Origin of the sequence: Pontivivens nitratireducens (assembly GCF_011290545.1) — a bacterium.
Classification (GTDB): domain Bacteria; phylum Pseudomonadota; class Alphaproteobacteria; order Rhodobacterales; family Rhodobacteraceae; genus Pontivivens; species Pontivivens nitratireducens.
Window position 1 is genome coordinate 2,351,386 of sequence record NZ_CP049811.1, and the last position, 20,606, is coordinate 2,371,991.

At 63.3% G+C, this 20,606-nt stretch carries 22 protein-coding genes; 12 read left to right on the top strand and 10 right to left on the bottom strand.

Features of this window, described 5'->3' with window-relative positions; translation table 11 throughout:
• Window positions 1-8: 8 nt before the first annotated feature.
• From G8E03_RS11650 to G8E03_RS11660, 3 genes are all read left to right on the top strand, one after another.
• Entirely contained in the window at window positions 9-566 is a 558-nt protein-coding gene (locus G8E03_RS11650; RefSeq protein ID WP_166192013.1) for a CvpA family protein, read from the top strand.
• 158 nt (window positions 567-724) lie between these two features.
• A complete protein-coding gene (purF, locus tag G8E03_RS11655) occupies window positions 725-2,200 on the top strand; it encodes an amidophosphoribosyltransferase (RefSeq protein ID WP_166192016.1) in 1,476 nt (491 codons plus the stop codon).
• Window positions 2,193-2,603 carry a DUF1284 domain-containing protein gene (locus tag G8E03_RS11660; protein WP_166192019.1) on the top strand — a complete coding sequence of 137 codons (411 nt, stop codon included), beginning with the start codon at window positions 2,193-2,195 and terminating at the stop codon, window positions 2,601-2,603. The genes purF and G8E03_RS11660 overlap by 8 nt, the downstream gene beginning before the upstream one ends.
• Window positions 2,604-2,673: 70 nt before the next feature.
• Here G8E03_RS11660 and G8E03_RS11665 read toward each other — a convergent pair whose 3' ends face one another.
• A complete protein-coding gene (locus G8E03_RS11665; RefSeq protein WP_240910337.1) occupies window positions 2,674-3,237 on the bottom strand; it encodes a biotin transporter BioY in 564 nt (187 codons plus the stop codon).
• A gap of 111 nt (window positions 3,238-3,348) precedes the next feature.
• Here G8E03_RS11665 and G8E03_RS11670 point away from each other — a divergent pair, with 111 nt between their 5' ends.
• Window positions 3,349-4,020: an SDR family NAD(P)-dependent oxidoreductase gene (locus G8E03_RS11670; RefSeq protein WP_166192022.1), complete on the top strand. Its 672-nt coding sequence runs from the start codon at window positions 3,349-3,351 to the stop codon at window positions 4,018-4,020.
• A gap of 6 nt (window positions 4,021-4,026) precedes the next feature.
• Here the strand turns inward: G8E03_RS11670 and der are convergent, their stop codons facing one another.
• Complete coding sequence (der, locus tag G8E03_RS11675) at window positions 4,027-5,445, bottom strand: ribosome biogenesis GTPase Der (RefSeq protein WP_166192025.1); 1,419 nt, start codon at window positions 5,443-5,445, stop codon at window positions 4,027-4,029.
• A 94-nt stretch (window positions 5,446-5,539) separates the two neighbouring features.
• Between der and G8E03_RS11680 the strand changes: the two genes are divergently transcribed.
• Window positions 5,540-5,782 (top strand): hypothetical protein, encoded by a 243-nt coding sequence (locus G8E03_RS11680; protein ID WP_166192028.1) that lies wholly within the window; start codon window positions 5,540-5,542, stop codon window positions 5,780-5,782.
• Here the strand turns inward: G8E03_RS11680 and G8E03_RS11685 are convergent.
• On the bottom strand, window positions 5,779-7,062 hold the full coding sequence (locus G8E03_RS11685) for a PQQ-like beta-propeller repeat protein (RefSeq protein ID WP_166192031.1): 1,284 nt from the start codon (window positions 7,060-7,062) through the stop codon (window positions 5,779-5,781). The two genes, G8E03_RS11680 and G8E03_RS11685, sit on opposite strands and share 4 nt — an antisense overlap.
• 3 nt (window positions 7,063-7,065) lie before the next feature.
• Complete coding sequence (locus G8E03_RS11690) at window positions 7,066-7,755, bottom strand: tetratricopeptide repeat protein (protein WP_166192034.1); 690 nt, start codon at window positions 7,753-7,755, stop codon at window positions 7,066-7,068.
• Window positions 7,756-7,887: 132 nt separating this feature from the next.
• On the opposite strand from G8E03_RS11690, the gene G8E03_RS11695 reads away from it, so the two are divergent.
• Window positions 7,888-8,217 (top strand): arsenate reductase family protein, encoded by a 330-nt coding sequence (locus tag G8E03_RS11695; protein ID WP_166192037.1) that lies wholly within the window; start codon window positions 7,888-7,890, stop codon window positions 8,215-8,217.
• Between the two features lie 103 nt (window positions 8,218-8,320).
• On the opposite strand, the gene G8E03_RS11700 is transcribed toward G8E03_RS11695, so the two are convergent.
• The 4 genes from G8E03_RS11700 to coaD all read right to left on the bottom strand — a co-directional run bounded on the left by G8E03_RS11700 (window position 8,321) and on the right by coaD (window position 10,463).
• Entirely contained in the window at window positions 8,321-8,719 is a 399-nt protein-coding gene (locus tag G8E03_RS11700) for an MAPEG family protein (protein WP_166192040.1), read from the bottom strand.
• Window positions 8,720-8,829: 110 nt separating this feature from the next.
• Window positions 8,830-9,363, bottom strand: a complete 534-nt coding sequence (locus G8E03_RS11705; RefSeq protein WP_166192043.1) for a peptidylprolyl isomerase — start codon at window positions 9,361-9,363, stop codon at window positions 8,830-8,832.
• The gene (locus tag G8E03_RS11710) at window positions 9,360-9,869 is read right to left on the bottom strand and encodes a peptidylprolyl isomerase (protein WP_166192046.1); all 510 of its coding nucleotides are present in this window, start codon (window positions 9,867-9,869) and stop codon (window positions 9,360-9,362) included. The genes G8E03_RS11705 and G8E03_RS11710 overlap by 4 nt, the downstream gene beginning before the upstream one ends.
• Window positions 9,870-9,971: 102 nt before the next feature.
• The gene (gene coaD, locus G8E03_RS11715) at window positions 9,972-10,463 is read right to left on the bottom strand and encodes a pantetheine-phosphate adenylyltransferase (protein WP_166192049.1); all 492 of its coding nucleotides are present in this window, start codon (window positions 10,461-10,463) and stop codon (window positions 9,972-9,974) included.
• Window positions 10,464-10,647: 184 nt separating this feature from the next.
• Here coaD and G8E03_RS11720 point away from each other — a divergent pair, with 184 nt between their 5' ends.
• Window positions 10,648-11,265: a methyltransferase family protein gene (locus G8E03_RS11720; RefSeq protein WP_166192052.1), complete on the top strand. Its 618-nt coding sequence runs from the start codon at window positions 10,648-10,650 to the stop codon at window positions 11,263-11,265.
• 34 nt (window positions 11,266-11,299) lie between these two features.
• On the opposite strand, the gene G8E03_RS11725 is transcribed toward G8E03_RS11720, so the two are convergent.
• Entirely contained in the window at window positions 11,300-11,737 is a 438-nt protein-coding gene (locus G8E03_RS11725; protein WP_166194181.1) for a CBS domain-containing protein, read from the bottom strand.
• Window positions 11,738-11,861: 124 nt separating this feature from the next.
• Here G8E03_RS11725 and G8E03_RS11730 point away from each other — a divergent pair, with 124 nt between their 5' ends.
• Window positions 11,862-12,185 carry a hypothetical protein gene (locus G8E03_RS11730; RefSeq protein ID WP_166192055.1) on the top strand — a complete coding sequence of 108 codons (324 nt, stop codon included), beginning with the start codon at window positions 11,862-11,864 and terminating at the stop codon, window positions 12,183-12,185.
• A 34-nt stretch (window positions 12,186-12,219) separates the two neighbouring features.
• On the opposite strand, the gene uvrA is transcribed toward G8E03_RS11730, so the two are convergent.
• Entirely contained in the window at window positions 12,220-15,081 is a 2,862-nt protein-coding gene (gene uvrA / locus G8E03_RS11735) for an excinuclease ABC subunit UvrA (protein WP_166192058.1), read from the bottom strand.
• A 221-nt stretch (window positions 15,082-15,302) separates the two neighbouring features.
• Here uvrA and G8E03_RS11740 point away from each other — a divergent pair, with 221 nt between their 5' ends.
• From G8E03_RS11740 to G8E03_RS11755, 4 genes are all read left to right on the top strand, one after another.
• Complete coding sequence (locus G8E03_RS11740; RefSeq protein WP_166192061.1) at window positions 15,303-15,806, top strand: single-stranded DNA-binding protein; 504 nt, start codon at window positions 15,303-15,305, stop codon at window positions 15,804-15,806.
• 313 nt (window positions 15,807-16,119) lie between these two features.
• Window positions 16,120-17,301 (top strand): AI-2E family transporter, encoded by a 1,182-nt coding sequence (locus tag G8E03_RS11745; RefSeq protein WP_166192064.1) that lies wholly within the window; start codon window positions 16,120-16,122, stop codon window positions 17,299-17,301.
• A gap of 153 nt (window positions 17,302-17,454) precedes the next feature.
• Window positions 17,455-20,241, top strand: coding sequence for a DNA gyrase subunit A (gene gyrA / locus G8E03_RS11750; RefSeq protein ID WP_166192067.1), 2,787 nt, complete (start codon window positions 17,455-17,457; stop codon window positions 20,239-20,241).
• The gene (locus G8E03_RS11755; RefSeq protein ID WP_205793095.1) at window positions 20,231-20,596 is read left to right on the top strand and encodes a DoxX family protein; all 366 of its coding nucleotides are present in this window, start codon (window positions 20,231-20,233) and stop codon (window positions 20,594-20,596) included. The genes gyrA and G8E03_RS11755 overlap by 11 nt, the downstream gene beginning before the upstream one ends.
• The last annotated feature ends 10 nt before the right edge of the window (window positions 20,597-20,606 follow it).

The following is a 20,606-nucleotide window of genomic DNA, read 5'->3' on the forward strand; positions in this document are numbered from 1 at the left end:
CGCGTCGCATGGATCAATTCACTCTGGTGGACGCCGGTGTCGCGGGCATCGTCATCATTTCGGCCCTGCTGGCCTATTCGCGCGGTTTCGTGCGGGAGATTCTGTCCATCGCGGGCTGGGTGGCGGCAGCGATCGTCGCCTTCCTCGTGGCCCCCTCGGTCGAGCCGATCATCTCGGAACTGCCGGTCATTTCCGACATTATCGGCGGATCGTGCCAGATCGCGATCATCGCGGCATTCGGCATCGTGTTCGTCCTGGCGCTGGTGGTCATTTCGCTGTTCAGCCCGCTGATCTCCAGCTCGGTTCAGAAATCGGCGCTCAGCCCGATCGACAGCGGTCTGGGGCTGCTGTTCGGCGCGGCGCGCGGTCTGCTGTTGGTGGCGATCGCCTTCGTGATCTACGATCAGGCACCGGTCAGCGACAGTGCCGTCGCGATGGTGGACAATGCAGCCAGCCGCGATCTGCTCGCCGCGCTCAAGGATTGGGTGATCGACCTGCTGCCGACCGAGGTGCCGCCCCAGATCGTCGAGAGCTACGATCAGTTGATGGGCCGCTGCTCCAGCTGAATTGACCGAAGACCAGCCTGCCGGGGCGCGAACCCGCGCTGCCCCGGATATCGTTCATATTGAGGTGCGGCGCGACACAGTCAGGTGGTGACAAGCAGGTGACGCGCCGCTACAAGGCGCGAAAGTCATCGCAAAGCGCGCCTGTGGGAGACTTCGCCATGTCCACGATCCCTGATTTTCCAGCTCACCCATTCGACGCACGGGGTGATGACAAGCCGCGTGAGGAATGTGGCATCTTCGGTGCGACCGGCGTTTCGGACGCGGCGAATTTCGTCGCCCTCGGCCTGCACGCCCTGCAACATCGGGGACAGGAGGCTGGCGGCATCGTCAGCTTCGCACCCGGTATCGGGTTCTCCTCCGTCCGGCGGTTCGGCTATGTGCGCGACAACTTCACCTCCGCCAAGGTGATGGAGCAGTTGCCCGGTCAGATCGCCTGCGGGCATGTGCGCTACTCCACCGCCGGGTCCAAGGGAGCCGCGATCCGCGACGTGCAGCCGCTGTTCGCGGAATTCGCCATGGGCGGCTGTGCCATCGCGCATAACGGCAACCTGACCAATGCCGAGGCGCTGCGCGCGGAACTGATCGACCGTGGTTCGATCTTCCAGTCGTCCAGCGATACCGAATGCATCATCCACCTGATGGCGCGGTCCATCCAACGTTCCATCCCCGAGCGGATGAAGGACGCGCTTCGCCGGGTCGAGGGTGCGTTCAGCGTCATCGCCATGACCCGAACCAAGCTGATCGGCGTGCGCGACGCGCGCGGCGTGCGCCCGCTGATGCTGGGCCGCTTGACCGGCGGCGGCTGGTGCCTGGCGTCCGAGACCTGCGCGCTCGACATCATCGGTGCGGAATTCGTGCGTGAGGTTCAGCCGGGTGAGATGGTGATCTGCACCCCCGATGGCATCGAATCGTCCTTCCCGTTCGAGGCGAAGCCCAAGAAGTTCTGCATTTTCGAATATGTCTACTTCTCCCGCCCCGACAGCGTGATCGGCGGGCATTCCGTGTACGAAACCCGGCGTCGCATCGGCGTGGAACTGGCACGAGAGGCCCCGGTCGAGGCCGATCTGGTCTGCCCCGTGCCAGATTCGGGCACGCCTGCGGCCATCGGTTATTCGCAGGAAAGCGGGATTCCCTACGCGATGGGCATCATCCGCAACCAGTATATGGGCCGGACCTTCATCGAGCCGACAGCGGAGATCCGCAACATGGGCGTGCGGCTGAAGCTGAACGTCAACCGCGCCCTGATCAAGGGCAAGCGGGTCATTCTGGTCGACGACTCGGTCGTGCGCGGCACCACCAGCCAGAAGATCAAAGATATGGTCCTGGACGCGGGCGCGGCGGAGGTGCATTTCCGTATCGCCTCCCCCCCCACTCAATGGCCATGCTTTTACGGCGTGGATACCCCGGATCGGGAAAACCTGCTGGCCGCGCAGATGACGGTGGAGCAGATGCGCGATCACCTTGGCGTGGCCAGCCTCAGCTTCGTCTCGATGGACGGGCTTTACCGCGCCTGTGGTGAGAAGAAGCGCGCGGCGGAACCGCAATTCTGCGACGCCTGCTTCTCGGGCGATTATCCCGTGCGCCCTAGCGACGTGGTCGATTCCGGCCGCGTGAAGCTGAAGGCGGATGCCTGATCCCGTCCTCTTTCGCGCACATCATTTCCTGTGCGCGTTGGGGTTCGAGGGTAAGGGCTATTCCAGCGGCTTCGTCGCCAATATGGCGCAAATCGTCCAGCGACTGCGTGACGCGCCCGACACGATGATCGAGGTGATCGCGCAGACCGACGACATCTGCGCCCCCTGCCCCAAGCGCCGCGATACCTCCTGCCTCAGCCAGACCCGCATCATGACGCTGGACCAACGGCATGGTGCGGCATTGGGATTGCAGGCTGGTGATCGGTTGAGCTGGGCTGAGGCGCAACAGAGGATGCGGGACAGGATCACCCCAGATACGCTGGAGCGGATCTGTGCTGGCTGTGCCTGGCTGGATCAGGGCATGTGTCGCAACGCCGTCGCGCGACTTCACGAACCGGACTGAGCGAGCGGAAGCCCCAAACGCAAAACGCCGCCCCGGTTGGGACGGCGTCTGAAATCGTTATGGGGTCGGATCAGCGGCGGGCGATTTTGAAGCCTGCCGTGACGATCAGCGCCGCAATCACCAGCTTGACCAGATCGCCGATGATGAAGGGCGTCATGCCCGCAGCGACCGCACCGTTAAAGTCGAGCCCGGTGGCCGCGTTGAGATACAGCACGCCCGGCACATACAGCGCCACATTCGCCACGAAACCCGCGATCAGCAGGCCGACGAGGGTCTGACCGGACACACGCTCCGCCATGAAGCCTGCAATGCCTGCCATCGCAACGAAGCCGTAGAGGAAACCAGCGGTCGGGCCGAACAGGGCCGCACCATTCATTCCATTGGCGAAGACCGGCAGGCCCATCGCGCCCTCGGCCAGGTACAGCGCCAGAGCGGCCGCGCCGCGCCATGCGCCCAGGCTCAAGCCCACGAACAGGATCGCCAGCGTTTGCAATGTCATCGGCACCGGGAACATCGGCACGGAGATTTGCGCGGCCATCGCCACGATCATCGAGCCGCCGACGATCAGTGCAGCGTCACGCAGCATGGAGTTCGACTGCCACAGCGTTGCGGCCATAGGGGTTTGACGGGTCATAGAGAAAATCCTCGGCTGAATTATGTTGCCACAGGTCTGCCGTTCCTGCGGCACAATGTCAACGTGCAGGGTGACTTGCGCCGGTCGAAGAAGCGGGGCAGAAAGCCGCCCATGACACAGGAAACCACACAGAATCTGGCCGGGCGCATCGTGCTGGTCACCGGGGCCTCACGCGGGTTGGGGCGCGGTGTAGCGATCGCCGCCGCGGCGAGCGGGGCGCATGTCGTGGCGCTGGCACGCACCGTCGGCGCGCTTGAGGAACTGGCGGACGAGATCGACGCCCTGCCCGGCGGCGTGACGCTGGTCCCGCTCGACATTACGGACGATGCGGGTTTGCAGCGCATGTGCCTCGCCCTGCATGAGCGTTGGGGCCGGGTCGATGCCTGGGTTCATACCGCGATCTATGCCGCGCCGCTGTCGCCTGCCGCGCATGTCGCGGTCAAGGAACTGGACAAGTCCATCGCGACCAATGTGCGCGCCGCGCAACGTCTTGTAACGATGGTGGAACCTCTGCTGAAGGCCTCCGATAGCGGGCACGCGATCCTGGCCGACGATCCGGCGGCGGGAACAGCTTACCATGGCGGCTATGGCGCGTCGAAGGCGGCACAGCGCGCACTGTGGCAAAGCTGGCAGGCCGAGACGCAGAAGCTGGGGCCGAAGGTCACGCTGCACGTGCCCGCCCCGATGGCCACTGCGGTACGGGCGCGGTTTCATCCCGGCGAAAACCGGGACGTGCTGGCGGATGTTCGCGCCGAGGGGGAGAAGCTGGTCGCGCTTTTGTAGCCGCGATCAGTACTCGTTATCCTTGAACCCGGAGCGTTTGCGCAGTTTCGTGGCGCGGTGCACCTTGCGATCGGCATAGGGGTTGTCACGCTTGCGCAATTCCAGCCGGATCGGCACGCCCTGCATGTCAAAGTCGCGACGCAATCCATTGACCAGAAAGCGTTTATAGGCCGTCGGCAGGTCCTCTGGCAACGAACAGAACGCGATGAAGGTCGGCGGGCGCGATTTGGCCTGCGTCATGTAGCGCAAGCGGATGCGGCGGCCGCCCGGTGCAGGGGGCGGATGGCTGGCGACCATGTCGATCAGCCACTGGTTCAGCTTGCCGGTCGAAATCCGCTTGTTCCAGATCTCATGTTGCTTCTCGATCGCCTCACGCAGGCGGTCGAGCCCGCGTCCCGTCAGGGCGGAGACGGTAATCAGCGGCGTGCCGGACAGTTGCGGCAGCAAGCGGTCGAGCTGTTCCTTCATGCTGGCCAGCTTTTCGGAGCGGTTGTCCTCGGCGTCCCACTTGTTCGCCGCAAAGACGACGGCGCGGCCCTCACGCTCGGCCAGATCCGCGATGCGCAGGTCCTGGCTCTCGAACGGAATCGAAGTATCGAGCACGACCACCACGACCTCCGCGAATTTCACCGCGCGCAGACCGTCGGAGACGGAGAGTTTTTCGAGCTTCTCCTGCACCTTCGCCTTGCGCCGCATTCCGGCGGTATCGAAAATGCGGAATTCGCGCTGGCCCCAGGTGGTGGATACGGCGATGGAATCGCGGGTGATCCCGGCCTCGGGCCCGGTCAGCAGGCGATCCTGGCCCAGGATCTTGTTGATCAGGGTGGACTTACCGGCATTCGGGCGCCCGACGACGGCGATTTGCAGGGGGCGGTCGCTGGGATCCTCGCCCTCCTCCAGATCGGTTTCGGCGACTTCTTTCTCGAACTTCTTGGCCCATGGTTCCAGCATGGAGCGCAGTTCGTCCATCCCTTCCCCATGTTCGGCGGAGATGGCGATCGGCTCTCCCAATCCCAGGGTGTAGGCCTCGTAAAAACCGGCATCGCCCGCGCTGCCCTCGGCCTTGTTCGCGGCGAGGATGACGCGGCCATTGGCGCGCTTGCGCAGGATATCGGCAAAGACGAGATCCTGACGGGTGATTCCGGTGCGGGCATCGACGATGAACAGGCACAAATCGGCCTCGGATACGGCGCGTTCGGTCAGCGCACGCATCCGGCCGGGAAGGCTCTCATCATCCGCCTCCTCCAACCCGGCGGTATCCATCGCGGTAAAGCGGAGGTTGCCGAGCCGCGCCGCACCCTCTCTCAGGTCACGGGTCACGCCGGGCTGGTCGTCCACCAGCGCGAGGCGTTTGCCCACGAGCCGGTTGAACAGCGTGGATTTGCCGACATTCGGACGACCGACGATGGCGAGGGTAAAGGACATGAGCTCACTCGAATGATGCGAAGCGTGGGCTTTAACGCCTTTGCGACCCGATGGAAAGGGGGCGGCGTTAACGGGGCGGTAGGGAATCGGGCAGATGGTCGTGACGAAGGAGAACGCCATGCTGATCTATCTGGCAATCGCGATTTCAGCAAACTCGGTCGTGACGGGCGGATATGTACCGTTACCGCCCGAAAGGTCCGTGCGCGACGATCTTGCCGCCGGATCGTGGGGTCCGGGGCAGGGAAACCGCGCGTCCCCGATGGCTCAGGTTGCCTTGGCGCACCGGATCGGCACAGGTCCGCCGGAACGGACCTGCTTCATTGCGCCGGGTCTCTAGCGAAAGGCGTGCAACGTGCCGCTGTTCGACAGCACGTAAAGCGTGTTGTTGATCACAGCAGGCGCACCCGCGACACCATCCGCCACGTCCAGGCGGCCAAGGGAGCTGCCATCGGTGGGGGAGAAGACCTGTACCCCGTTGTGACCATTCGCAACATAGACTTGCCCGCCTGCAACGACCGGCCCGCGATAGCGTGCGGCGAGGTCGTCATCGCGCGGGTTGAGCAGGTCCAGCTGCGTGCGCCACACCACCGCGCCCGTCGAGCGGTCGAGTCGGATCAGTTCCGCCTGATCGGTCACGAAGAAGACGCCCTGTCCGACCACGGCGGCGGCATCCTGCGCCCCGTCCGGGTGCGTCCAGTTGCGGCGACCGGTGCGCGCGTCAATAGATACAAGGCTGCCGGACTGGTTGCCGGCGATGACATCCACGTCACCGAACACCGGATCGCCGGTCACATCCCCGATGGACGACCGGGCAAGCCCGCGACGCCCTGCCGTGATCGCGGCGGCCCATGCCCGACGTCCGTTCCGGGCGAAGGCCGCGACCAGCTCACCTGAGGAGAAAGGCAATACCACCAGCGCACCGTTGCTGGCCGCCTGTGCGCCACCCAGCACACCCGCGTCGCCGCGCGCACCTGTCAAGCGCCACAGGATTTGCCCGGTCTGTACGTCATAGGCGGTGGCGACATCGTTGCGCGCAACCGCGATGACCCGGCGACCGGCGACGGTCGGGGGCGCGCGGAACGGGGCGTCAGCCTGCTGTTGCCACTGCACGGCACCGGTCGTGGCGTCGAGGGCATAGATCTCACCAAACCCGGTGGTGACGAAGACGGAGCCCTGCCCCAACGACACGCCCCCGCCGAAACCATCGGATTCGGGCTGTCCCTGCGCGACCAGAGAACGGCTCCACAATCGTGCCCCGCTGGGTGAGGTCGCGGTGATCTGCGCCCTCGCATCCAAGGTGTAGATCGCCGTGGCGTTTCCTACGGGACCGGACGTGATGCGGGCATCGGTTCCGCCGCCCTGCCCCACGGATACGGCGAAGACGCGGCTCGGCGCAGGTGCCAAGGCGGGGTGGGGCACGAGATGGCTCTCACTGCCGCCCTCATGCGTCCAGGCCGCATTGGGTGACGCGGGAGGCAGCGCGCCGGGCGTCGCGCCAGTGCTGACGACATCGTGGGGGCGCACGGCGATGCGTTCACCTTGCAGGATCTCCTCGTCATCGCCGCAGGCGGTCAGAAGCAGCGCGCCGAGCGCAAGAAGCGATGCACGAAGGATCATGGTTCAGTTCCCGTCAATCTGGCCTTGCGGCGTGGTCAGTTCGGCTGCACCCGGAGTGCCACCCGTCGCGATAATCATCTGCGTCACCCGGTCCCGCAGCGCCGCCGTGGCGAGCGGATCACCCAGAATGAACCGGAAATCATCATGCGCGGATTTTATGTTACCGGCCTCGACATGGGCCAACCCACGTTGTTCCAGTGCAAGCAGGCTCATCTGGCTGCCCTCGTCGATCACGGCGGTCAACGCATCGATTCGCGCCTCCACCGGTGGCAGCGCGCCGGGAACAACGGCCCATTTTAACGTGGCCAGCGCGGTATAGAGCGGCGGCAGATCGGGGGCGTTGCGCAAATCGTCCAGCAGGGCCGACGCCTGGGCAGGCTCACCCGCCTCGACAAGAGCCTGCGCGCGGGCAAAGTCCACCAGCGCCGCGGCATCGCCATCGGCCTCGATGGTTTCGAACGCCTCGGCACGCAGTTCCGGATCGGATTGCAGACGCGCTTCGTCCAGCGTCAGACCGAAGGATTCCGCGCCCGTCCGGGTGGAGGCTTCGCGATACTCGTTATACGCGGCCCCCCCGACGATCCCCAGAACCACCACGACCGCGATCCAGCCGTAGCGGCGCGCGTAGGTATAGAGCTGGTCGCGGCGGACCTCTTCGCTCACTTCGTCGATAAATGAATCGGTATTGCTCACCGGAAGCCTCACTCTGTTTTCCGCGCGACACTAGCCGACAGGGGCGAAGGGTGCAAAGCGGTTTCCCCCGCCGCTTGCCTTCACCCCGCCGATGAACGAGATTGCCGCATGGCCTGACGGGAGATTTTCGCCGTGATCATCTATGGACTGAACACCTGTACGGTAAGCCAGCGCGCGCGCAAGACGCTGGAGGCCGCAGGGCATGAGGTGACCTTTCGCGATATCCGCGAGGAACCGATGAGCGAGGCCGAATGGGCGGAACTGATCTCTGAATTCGGTGACGCGCTGGTGGATCGAAAGTCGAACGACTGGCGAATGCTCAGCGACTGGCTCAAGCATTCCGAGGTGGAGGATCAGCTGGCCGCGAAGCCGAAGCTGATGCTGCGCCCGGTGATCCGCGATGGCGATTCCCTGTATCTGGGCTGGAGCGAGGATGTGGAGCGAGCGCTGGTCGCAAGCTGACCCGCCCCTTTCTTCGTGTCTCTTTTCTTTTGTTGTGGGGGACGCGCGCGCGGCTGATGCAGTACTGATACCGTTCAAACCGCGCGTGCAGGGCGTTCGCCCCTCAGAACAGGGCGTGGCCGATCAGCCCCAGCGCGCTGAGCACCAGGACCGCCAGGGTCGCGAGGGTGCCGTACATCCGCTGCCAACCCGGCGCATCCTCGGAAATGAAGTGCATCGCGTGGATCAGACGGCCCAGCGTCAGCACGATACCCGCGATGTGAACCGCCACCACAGGCGCACCTTGCAAAGCCATGATCGTCAGCATTATCAGCGCCATCGGCACATATTCGACGAAGTTCGACTGACCACGCTGCGCCCGGATAAGCGGCATATAGCCCCCGTCCCCGATGGAGATTTTCCCCTCGCTGCGTTTCTTGCCGACGTTCACGGCAAGCCACAGGAGGATGAACGTGTTGAATGCGGCATAGAGCGCCACGGCGTTCAGGGCGTTGTCTGTCATGGGATATCCTGTCCAGGCTGAAGTTCAGCACACAGTGACAGGAACGAGATCATACGCAAGCCCCGGCAGGGGCATGGCAGCGCGCCGTGGGGTCGGCGCGCTGCGAGGCGTCATTCAGCGATGCGTGCCGAAATGATCCGGTCGGGATCGGCCACGGAGCCACCACGGCCCGAGCCGCGCGTGATGCCGTTCACCACATCCATACCTTCGGTCACTTCACCCACGACGGTGTACTGGCCGTTCAGGTGCGGCGCAGGGGCGAACATGATGAAGAACTGCGAGTTCGCGGAATCAGGATTCTGCGAGCGTGCCATGCCCACGACGCCCGACACGAAACTGCGGTCGGAAAACTCCGCCGGCAGATCGCTCATGTCGGAGCCGCCGGTGCCCGCGGGGCAGGATGCGCCCTCGACACCGCATTCCACATCGCCGGTCTGGGCCATGAAACCCTCGATCACCCGGTGGAAGGCGACGCCGTCATAGGCCCCGGTTTGCGTCAGCTCGACAATGCGTTCGACATGCTGGGGTGCCGCCTCGGCGTCGAGAGCGATGGTGATCTCGCCGCTTTCCATTTCGAGGACCAGATCCTGTGCAGCCAACGGCGTGGCCAGCACAGCCGCCAGAAATGTGAGGCGCGCGATCATACCGTATCCCCCATGCGCACGGTGATCATGCGGTCAGGATCGGTCACGGCACCGGAGCCGCCTGCCCCGCGCTTGATCTTGTCAACATGCTCCATGCCTTTGATGACCTGGCCAAACACGGTGTACTGACCGTTCAGGAAGGCACCCTGATCGAACATGATGAAAAATTGCGAGTTCGCGGAATCAGGGTTCTGCGACCGCGCCATTCCGGCGGTTCCACGCTCGAACGGCACCTTGGAGAATTCGGCAGGCAGATCGGGCAGGTCGGACCCGCCGGTGCCCGCACGGCGGGGATCGCCGCCTTCCTTGCCATGCTCCACATCGCCGGTCTGGGCCATGAAGCCGTCGATGACGCGGTGGAACGCAACGCCGTCATAGGCCTTTTGCGCGACGAGGTTCTTCATCCGCTCGACATGCTTGGGCGCAACATCCGGCATCAGTGCGATATGCACCTCGCCTGCGGGCAGCGTGATGATCATGGTGTTTTCGGGCGTAGCGTCGGCCATGCGGGTCTCCTCGCGTTTTCGGTTCGCGCCTTATGTAGGGGCGCGGGCGCGGTTAGGCCACCCTTGCGCGGCGGGGATCTGGTGCAAAGCGGGTGGGCGGTGCTATCCGAGCCGTTCGCGCAGGGCATCCTCGACCGCCTGCGGAACGAAGGAGCTGATATCGCCGCCCAGACGGCAGATTTCCTTGACCAGACGCGACGCGATCGCCTGATGCTGCGCATCCGCCATCAGGAAAACCGTTTCGATGTCGTTGTCCATCGCCCGGTTCATGCCGACCATCTGGAACTCGTACTCAAAATCGGAAACCGCGCGCAGCCCGCGTATGATCATGTTGGCGCTGACATCCTGCGCGCAATGGATCAGCAGGTTTTCGAACGGATGCACGACCAGTTCGCATCCCGCGGCCTTGGCCAGGGGGGTGACTTCGGCCTCGATCATCGCGACGCGTTCCTCCAGCGTGAACAGCGGGCCCTTGTCGCGGTTGATCGCGACGCCGATCACCAGCCTGTCCGTCAGCTTCATCGCGCGACGGATCACATCGAGGTGTCCAAGGGTGACCGGATCGAAGGTTCCGGGGTAAAGGGCAATACGCATGTCAGCTCCCATCGGGCTTGTTTTCGTGACGCAACAATATTGCGTAGCGCAGGTCAAGCGGGGAAGCGCGAAATGTCGCACAAGGGAATTCCGGTTGACGTAGCACTATTTTGGGAACAGACACCTTTTTGCAACATCTCCGCGTGGAGCGAAGCATCCTCGCATGAATATGAAAGGGATCGTGATGAGCGACACCTACTCCCCCCCGGCAAGACAACGTGTGCGGATCATAACCTTGCGGATCGCGCTGCTGATGGCGGTTCCGCTCATCATTTTCAGCACGCCCGCCTGGGGGAATGAGACGCTGACGCTGGAAATCTTCGAGAATATCGGCATTCTGCTGCTGATCGGCGGGGTGATCGGACGGTTGTGGTCGATCCTCTATGCCGGTGGGCGCAAGAACGAGATGATCGTGCAGGTCGGGCCATATTCGATCAGCCGCCACCCGCTTTACCTGTTTTCGACCATCGCGATGCTGGGTCTGGGCATGATGCTGGGCAGCATCGTGTTGACGGTGCTGCTGACGGGTACGGTCTTCGTTGTTTTGAGTGCAACCGCGCGTCGTGAGGAAAAGCACCTGCGGGCGAAATTCGGGGCCGCCTATGACGAATATGCCTCGCGCGTGCCGCGGATATTCCCCAGCCCCTTCGCCTATGTCTCGCCACGCGAAGTGACGGTAAACCTTAGCGCATTTCACAGCACCATGCTCGACGCAGTCGGTTTTCTGATGCTGATCCCGTTTGCGGAATTCGTGGAATTGCTGCGCGAAGTCCAGTCAGTCCCGCATTTCGTGATCTGGTAACGGCGGATGAAACGAAGGTCGCGCCGGGCGTCTCTCAATAACCGCGGATCATGTCGGACAGGGCGGAATTCTCGTTCTCGACCTCACCCAGGCGCGCCTTGACCACATCCCCGATCGAGATGATTCCAACGACCGCGCCGTCATTTCCACGCACAGGCATGTGGCGGAACCGTCCGCCTGTCATGCGGGTCAGCACGGCGACGGCCTCATCCGAGGGGGTGCAGAACTGGACCTTGGCCGTCATGATATCCATCACGGAATCGGACAGGGCCGCGGCCCCGCGTGCCCCAACCTCACGCACGATATCGCGTTCAGACAGGATTCCCCGGATCGTGGCCCCATTATCGTCGGAGACGATCAGCGCGCCGATTTTCTGCGTGGAAAGCTGCTGCGTGGCCTCGGAAACAGACGCACTCGCAGGGATGGTCTGGACCCCAGCCGCCTTGGACGTCAAAATGTGCTGTACGAGCATCATGGTTCCTCCTGCTTTGCTCAACTGTGACGCAGGTGTCACGGAGCCGTCAAGCAAGCCGTCACGTCCTCGTGAAAATTGATGCTTTACGGATCTGACGCAACGTGATGAACGTTACATATCCATGAAACGTATTCGCCCACTAATGTCTGCTCTGCTTGCCACGGCGATCCTGCTGTCGCTGACGCCTGCCGTGGCGCAGGTGGATTGCATCCCGCCGCAGCTGGACACGCAGAGAGGATGCATCTGGCCCGAGCAGTTGGGCCTGGCGGTCATTCTGGGGCAGCCCCTGCGGGGGGCGGCTATCCTCACCGTGCTGTCGGCCGATCTTGTCGGACCGAAATACGAGGAGGAATTCACCTATTACCGCGTGGCGGAATCAAGCCTGGTTCTGGCCCTCGAAGGGGAAAATCTGGTGGTGCGGGACATGTTCTACATACCCCGCTGACCAATCCCCCCGCTGATCCCGTCCGGTCAGGCGCTCATTCCGCTGCAATCTTTCGCTTTGACAGCACCTCACGCAGGTAGTGGCCGGTATAGCTGCCCTCGGTTCTGGCGACCTTTTCCGGCGTTCCGACGGCAACCAGTTCACCGCCGCCATCGCCGCCCTCAGGCCCGATGTCGATGATCCAGTCCGCACATTTGATGACATCGAGATTGTGTTCGATAATCACCACGGAATTGCCCTGGTCCACCAGTTCCTGAATCACTTCGAGCAGCTTTTTCGTATCCTCGAAATGCAGACCCGTCGTCGGTTCGTCGAGGATATAGAGCGTGCGGCCCGTCGCGCGCTTGCTCAGCTCCTTGGCCAGCTTGACGCGCTGCGCCTCACCACCTGACAGCGTGGTCGAGGATTGGCCCACCTTGATATAGCCCAGACCGACTCGCTTGAGCGTCTCCATCTTGTCGCGGATCGCGGGGACGGCCTGAAAAAGGTCCGCCGCATCCTCGATCGTCATGTCGAGCACGTCGGCGATGGAGTTGCCCTTGAACTTCACCTCCAGCGTTTCGCGGTTATAGCGTTTGCCGTCGCAGGTTTCGCAGGTGACATAGACGTCGGGCAGAAAGTGCATCTCGATCTTGATGAGGCCGTCGCCCTGGCACGCCTCGCACCGTCCGCCCTTGACGTTGAAGCTGAACCGGCCCGCCTTGTAACCACGGGTCTTTGCCTCGGGCATTCCGGCGAACCAGTCGCGGATCGGGGTGAAGGCGCCGGTATAGGTGGCGGGGTTGGAGCGTGGCGTGCGGCCGATGGGCGACTGGTCGATGTCGATGACCTTGTCCAGATGCTCCAAACCCTTGATCTGCTCACACGGGGCGGGGGTTTGGCGGGCACCGTTCAGGCGCATGGAGGCTGTCTTGAACAACGTCTCGATGGTCAGCGTGGACTTGCCGCCGCCTGATACGCCGGTGACGCAGCAGAGCAGGCCGAGGGGGAATTCCGCGGTCACGGTCTTGAGGTTGTTGCCGGTCGCCTTGACCACCTTGACCTTCTTGCCGGAACCCTTGCGCCGCTTGGCAGGGACAGCGATTTCGCGCACGCCGGTCAGGTACTGCCCGGTAATGGACTCAGGCGTGGCGGCGATTTCCGCCGGCGTGCCGGAGGCGATGACCTGGCCACCATGCACACCCGCGCCCGGTCCGATGTCGAGCACGTAATCCGCCTCACGGATCGCCTCCTCGTCATGTTCGACCACGATCACGGTGTTGCCCGCGTCGCGCAGATTCTTCAGCGTGGTCAGCAGGCGATCGTTGTCGCGTTGGTGCAGGCCAATGGACGGCTCATCCAGAACGTAGAGCACACCCGTCAGGCCGCTTCCGATCTGCGAGGCGAGCCGGATCCGTTGGCTTTCCCCCCCAGACAGGGTGCCAGAATTGCGGCTGAGCGTCAGGTAATCCAGACCCACATTCACCAGAAAGCCCAGCCGTTCGCGGATTTCCTTGAAGATCGCGCGGGCGATTTCCTGTCGCTGTTTCGTCAGGGTTTCGGGGGCCTTCTCGATCCAGTCGAGCGCGTCGCGGATGGACAATTGCACCACCTGCCCCGCGTGCACGCCGTCGATCTTGACCGCCAGCGCCTCGGGCTTGAGCCGGTAGCCATCGCAGGCCCCGCAGGCGCGGTTGTTCTGATAGCGCTCCATTTCCTCACGGCTCCACGACGAATCCGTCTCGCGGTAGCGGCGTTCGAGGTTGGGCACGACCCCTTCGAACACGCGTGAGATCTCATAGACGCGCCCGCCCTCATCATAGCGGAACTTGATCTTTTCCGTGCCCGTCCCGTGCAGGATCAGCTGTTTCACATGCGGCGGCAGGCTGTGCCACGGCGCGTTCTTGTCGAACTCGTAATGATTGGCCAGCGCGTCGATGGTCTGGCGGAAATAGGGGGATTTGGATTTCGACCACGGTACGATCGCGCCCTTGTAAAGGCTCAGCGATTCGTCCGGCACGATCAGGCGTTCGTCAAAGAACAGCTCCACCCCCAGCCCGTCACAGACCGGGCACGCGCCGAACGGGGCGTTGAACGAGAACAGGCGCGGCTCGATCTCGGGGATCGTGAAGCCACTGACGGGACAGGCGAAGTTTTCGGAGAAGGTCGTGCGCTGCGGCTCCTCATCCCCGGTAACGGCGGTTTCCAGAACGGCGATGCCGTCCGCAAGGTCGAGCGCGGTGCGGAAGCTGTCGGCCAGCCGCGTCTCCAACCCTTCCTTCACCACCAGGCGATCGACCACCACGTCGATATTGTGGCGGAACTTCTTGTCGAGGGTGGGCGGTTCATCCAGCTCGTAGAACGCGCCGTTCACCTTGACCCGTTGGAAGCCCTGCTTTTTCAGCTCGGCGAATTCCTTGCGGTACTCCCCCTTGCGATCGCGGATGATCGGGGCGAGCAGATAGGCGCGGGTGCCCTCCTCCATCGCCATCACTCTGTCCACCATCTCGGACACTTGCTGCGCCTCGATGGGCAGGCCGGTGGCGGGGGAATAGGGCACGCCGACGCGGGCGAATAGCAGGCGCAGGTAATCGTAGATCTCCGTCACCGTGCCGACGGTGGAGCGCGGATTCTTCGACGTCGTCTTCTGCTCGATGGAAATCGCGGGGCTGAGGCCGGTGATGTGATCCACATCCGGCTTTTGCATCATGTCGAGGAACTGCCGTGCATAGGCGCTGAGCGATTCAACGTAGCGTCGCTGCCCCTCGGCATAGATGGTGTCGAAGGCAAGCGAGGACTTGCCCGATCCCGACAGACCCGTGATGACGATCAGCGTGTCGCGCGGCAAATCCACATCAATGGATTTCAGGTTATGCTCCCGCGCACCCCGGATCGAAATCGTCTTCAGCTCGGCCATGCCACACTCCGTTTATGTCCAGCCGCTTCATGTAGGGTCCGCAGCCGCGTTTACCATAGAACAAAAATGGAACACTTGGAAGCGTGTCATAACGTTCCGTTAACCTGTGGCGGTCTTGATGGAGACATGGAATTTGGGCAAAACGCCAAATTGCGGGGTGCATCGGGTCGCAGGCGGCCATATCGTCGGTCCTCAAACAGAATCATGAGCGGAGAAGCCCCATGGCAGGCAGCGTCAACAAGGTCATCCTGATCGGCAATCTGGGCCGCGACCCCGAGGTCCGGTCCTTCGCCAATGGCGGCAAGGTGTGCAACCTGCGCATCGCCACATCCGAAACCTGGCGCGACAAGCAGTCGGGCGAGCGGCGTGAAAAGACGGAGTGGCATTCCGTCGCCATTTTTCAGGAGGGGCTGGTCCGCATCGCGGAGCAGTACCTCAAGAAGGGTTCGAAGGTCTATATCGAGGGCAAGCTGCAAACGCGCAAGTATCAAGATCAATCCGGCGCGGACAGGTACTCGACCGAGGTTGTCCTGCAAGGTTTCGACGGCACCCTGACCATGCTGGATGGGCGCGACGGCGGCGGGTCCGGCGGTGGCGGCGGTGATTACGGCGGTGGCGGGGGGCGCAGCGGCGGTGGCGGCTCCTATGGCGGCGGGTCTTCCTCGGGCGGGGGTGCGTCGGGCGGCAATTACGGCTCCGACATGGATGACGACATTCCGTTCTGATACCGAAATTCAGCGGGTCTGACCCTCTTGCCACCGCGGTGGCAAGGGAGGTTCGGCTCGCCCGGGGGACCTGCTGCGGCGAACGCGGCAGGCCTCAGCATATCATACAAGCGACGCAAGATTCCTTTGTTTAGAAGAGCCGGCCGGCCGGTGCGCAAGTCAGGTTCCTGACTGCGCATTCCAGTCGGGCTTCGTAAGCCCTGACGTTGTCCGGTCCGATCCCGTCCCGTGCACGCGCCACGCAGGCAGATGTGCCATTGAAGGGTGCGACAATGCGTCTAGGTTCACCCTCAGGCACAGGGGGCGGAACTACATGACGCAGTTGGATCGAGGGATCGAAGGACGGGTGATCGCCTGGGCCGTCACCATTATCGCGATCATCATGCTTACGGGGGCCATGGCCTCCGCGCGTGACTTCCTGATGCCGGTGCTGGCCGCGATCCTGCTGGCGCTGGTCTTTCGCCCGGTTCGCAGGGGCATGAACCGGATCGGGTTTTCCGATGGGATCGCTGCCTTGGTAATCACGCTGACGCTGGTCAGCGGCCTGGCCGCTCTGGTCACGGCGCTGGCCCAGCCCGCCAGCGAGTGGATCGACGACGCCCCCAACATCGCCTACCGCATAGAACGCAAGCTGGCGAGCCTGCAAGGAACCGTCGAGGCCGTGAACGAGGCCGCCCAGAAGATCGACGAATTGGCGGAGACAGGCGGCGCCAGCGCCAGCACCGAAGTCGCGTCCCAGGACCCCGATGGGATGCAATCCGTGCAGGTCGAGGTCAGCGATCGCGACGGCAACATCGCCGCACAGATCGCCGCCACCGCCCCGCTGGTGCTGGGCCAGATCGTCTTTACGCTCGTGTTGCTGTTCTTCATCCTCGCGTCGGGCGACCTGTTTCGCAAACGCGTGGTCGAGGTCATCCCGAAGCTGCGCGACAAGAAGCGCGCGATGGCAATTGCAGACGACATAGAACGGCGTCTGGGCCGCTATCTGTTCACGATCACGGTTATCAACGCCGGACTTGGCGTTGTGGTCGGCCTTGCCATGTGGGCACTGGGCATGCCGGATCCGCTGTTGTTCGGGGTGTCGGCCTTCATCCTGAATTACATGCCCTATGTCGGCGCGATCATCGGCACGGCCGGGGCGCTGATCATCGGGCTAATCGCGCTGCCCGACATCTGGATGGCGGCCCTGACCGCTGCTGTCTATTTCGGCTGCACCTCGGTGGAGGGACAGCTCGTGACGCCCTATTTTGTCGGTCGATCGTTGAAGCTGAACCCGGTGGTGGTGTTCCTATCAGTCGCATTCTGGGCCTGGCTGTGGTCAGTCGTGGGAATGGTCGTCGCCGTGCCCATGCTGGTGGTGATCCGGGTGTTCAGCGAACATATGCCGGTCCTGTCGAAGTTGGGGCGCTTTCTGGCGTCGGAGACGGATGGCGCGCACGCTGACGATAGGCAGGACGCGCCTGCCGCTGTCCCCCCCTCCCCCGACACGCGGTAGCCCGAAATCGCGCGCAGCGCCTACTGTTTGTGAAACCGGGGTGCCGAGCGTTTATTTACAGGGTGTTTTTGCCCCAGATAGATTGCCTTCCCCGCCCCGTTGTCGCATAAGAGACACACAATATATAGCGGCACGGGATAGGCAGGACCACGAGTGAGCGATACGCCAGACACACCCGAAAACAACGACGATCATCCGCAACGCCCCGTCTATGACGGGCCCAGCATCACGATCGAGGAGGAGATGAAACGCTCCTTCCTCGATTATTCCATGAGCGTCATCATCTCCCGCGCGATCCCTGATGTGCGCGACGGCTTGAAGCCGGTGCACCGGCGCATCCTCTACGCGATGCATGAGACGGGAAACACTGCCGACAAGGGCTATCGCAAATCCGCGCGGCCCGTCGGCGACGTGATCGGTAAATATCACCCGCACGGCGATACCGCGATCTATGATGCACTGGTGCGGATGGCGCAGGACTTCTCCATGCGGTTGCCGCTGTTGGACGGTCAGGGCAATTTCGGCTCGATGGACGGTGATAGCCCCGCCGCGATGCGATATACCGAGGTGCGCATGGCGCCCCCCGCCGATGCAATGCTGGCCGATATCGACAAGGATACCGTCGATTTTCAGGCGAACTATGACGGCAAGGACATCGAGCCCACGGTCCTGCCCGCCCGCTATCCCAACCTGCTGGTCAACGGGGCGGAGGGGATTGCCGTCGGCATGGCCACACGCATTCCGCCGCACAATCTGGGTGAGGTGCTGGACGCCGCATCCGCTTTGATCGACAATCCAGATCTGACCTCCGAGGATCTGATCGAATACGTCCCTGCCCCGGATTTTCCGACCGGCGGTATCATCATCGGGCGTCAGGGCGCGCGCAAGGCGTATACCGAGGGGCGCGGCTCCGTCGTGATCCGGGCCAAGACCGAGGTCGAGGAAATCCGCAAGGATCGCTATGCCATCGTCGTGCGCGAAATTCCCTATCAGGTGAACAAGTCCACCATGATCGAGCGGATCGCGGAACTGGCCCGTGACAAGAAGATCGAGGGCATCGCCCACGTTCAGGACGAATCCGACCGGTTCGGCGTGCGGGTGGTGATCGAGCTGAAGCGCGACGCGACGGCGGATGTGGTGCTGAACCAGCTTTACCGTTTCACGCCGCTGCAAACCAGCTTCGCCGCGAACATGCTGGCCCTGAACAATGGCCGGCCCGAGCAGTTGACCCTGCGCGGTTTCCTCACCGCCTTCGTGGCATTCCGTGAGGAGGTCGTCGCCCGCCGCACCGCGTTCGAGTTGAACAAGGCCCGCGAACGCGCCCACATCCTGTCCGGTCTGGCCGTCGCCGTCGAAAACGTCGATGAAGTGGTCGCGACCATCCGGTCCTCCGCCGATCGGGGCGAGGCGCGTGAGAAACTGATGACCCGCCGCTGGCCGGCGGAGAAGATCGCCGAATACATCCAGTTGATCGACGATCCCAGCCACACGATGAACGAGGACGGCACCTATAACCTGTCGCTGGAGCAGGCGAACGCGATCCTCGAATTGCGTCTGCAACGCCTGACCGCGCTGGGTGTCAAGGAAATCACCGATGAGTTGGAGGTGCTGGCGGTCAAGATCGCGGATTACCTCGATATCCTGCGCTCCCGCGATCGGATCATGACGATTATCCGCGATGAAATTGCGGAAGTGCGCGAGAAATACGCGACGCCGCGCCGCTCCGAAATCGTCGATTACGCTGGTGATATGGACGACGAGGATCTGATCGAACCGGCGGAGATGGTCGTGACCATCACCAATGGCGGCTATATCAAGCGCACCCCCCTCGACGAATTCCGCGCGCAACGGCGCGGTGGCAAGGGGATCGGCGGCATGAACATGAAGGACGAGGATTTCGTTACCACGCTGTTCGTCGCCAACACGCATACCGCGATCCTGTTCTTTACGACGACCGGGATGGTCTATCAGCTCAAGACCTGGCGCCTGCCGCAGGGCGGTCGCAATGCACGGGGCAAGGCGCTGGTGAATATCCTGCCGATTCAACCCGGTACGGGGATTGCCGCAACCATGCCCGTTGACCGGGATGAGTCCGATTGGGGCGATTTGCAGGTCGTCTTCGCCACTTCGGCGGGTGACGTGCGCCGCAACCGGCTCAGCGATTTCACCAATATCATGCGCAACGGCAAGATCGCGATGCGTCTGGCCGATGACGGCACCCGTCTGGTCAATGCCCGCATCTGCGGCGAGGATGACGACGTGATGCTGGTCACGGCAATGGGCCGGGCGATCCGCTTCCCGTCCACGGCGGTGCGTGTCTTCAACTCCCGTACCTCGACCGGGGTGCGCGGCATCCGCCTGGCCGAGGGGGACGCGGTCGTGTCCATGTCGGTGATCCGCCACTTCGAGGCCGATCCGGCGGAGAGAACCGCTTATCTGAAACGGCGTCGCGCGACCGAAGGTCTGGTCGATGAAGATGAGGTCGATACAGATGAAGAGACCGTTGCAGAGGCTGGGCCTTTGTCGAACGAACGCTATGCCGAGATGTCCGCATCCGAGGATCTGATCCTGACGCTGACCGAAAACGGCGCGGGCAAGCTCAGCTCGTCGCACGATTATCCAGTGCGCGGGCGCGGGGGCCAGGGCGTGATGGCGATGGACAAGGCGCTGCGCGGTGGGCGGTTGGTCGCCAGCTTCCCGGTGGATATCCACGATCAGATCATGCTGGCAACCGATGCGGGGCAGTCGATCCGCACCCCGGTTGCGGACATCTCGTTCCGGTCCCGCTCCGCCGGGGGTGTGCGCGTGTTCAACACCCGCGAGGGGGAAAAGGTCGTCAGCGTCGCCTGGATCGCCGAGGCGGAGGAGGCGGACATCCTGCCCGATGTCGGACCCGACACGACGCAGGACACCGGCCCCGATACGCCGAATGCCGAATGATGCGCTGATGCTGGCGGGCCGGGTTCTGCTCGGCCTGCTGTTTCTGGCCGGGGCGGTGCAAAAGGGGCTGGCCCCCGCGCCCGCCGCCGACCTGCTGATCGAACGCGGCCTGCCCGGTGCGCTGATCTGGCCTGCTTTGGCGTTCAACGCACTTGGCGCCCTATGCCTGTTTCTGGGCCTGTGGACACGCCCAATGGCACTTGCACTGGCGGCGTACTGCATGATGACCAGCATCTTTCACCTGATCCCGTCCGATCCGTGGCAGATGAGCATCTTCGTCAAGAACTGGGCCATTGCGGGCGGGTTGCTGATCCTCGCCGCGCAGGGGCCGGGGCGGTTCGCGCTGCATCGGTGAAAGCGCCCGG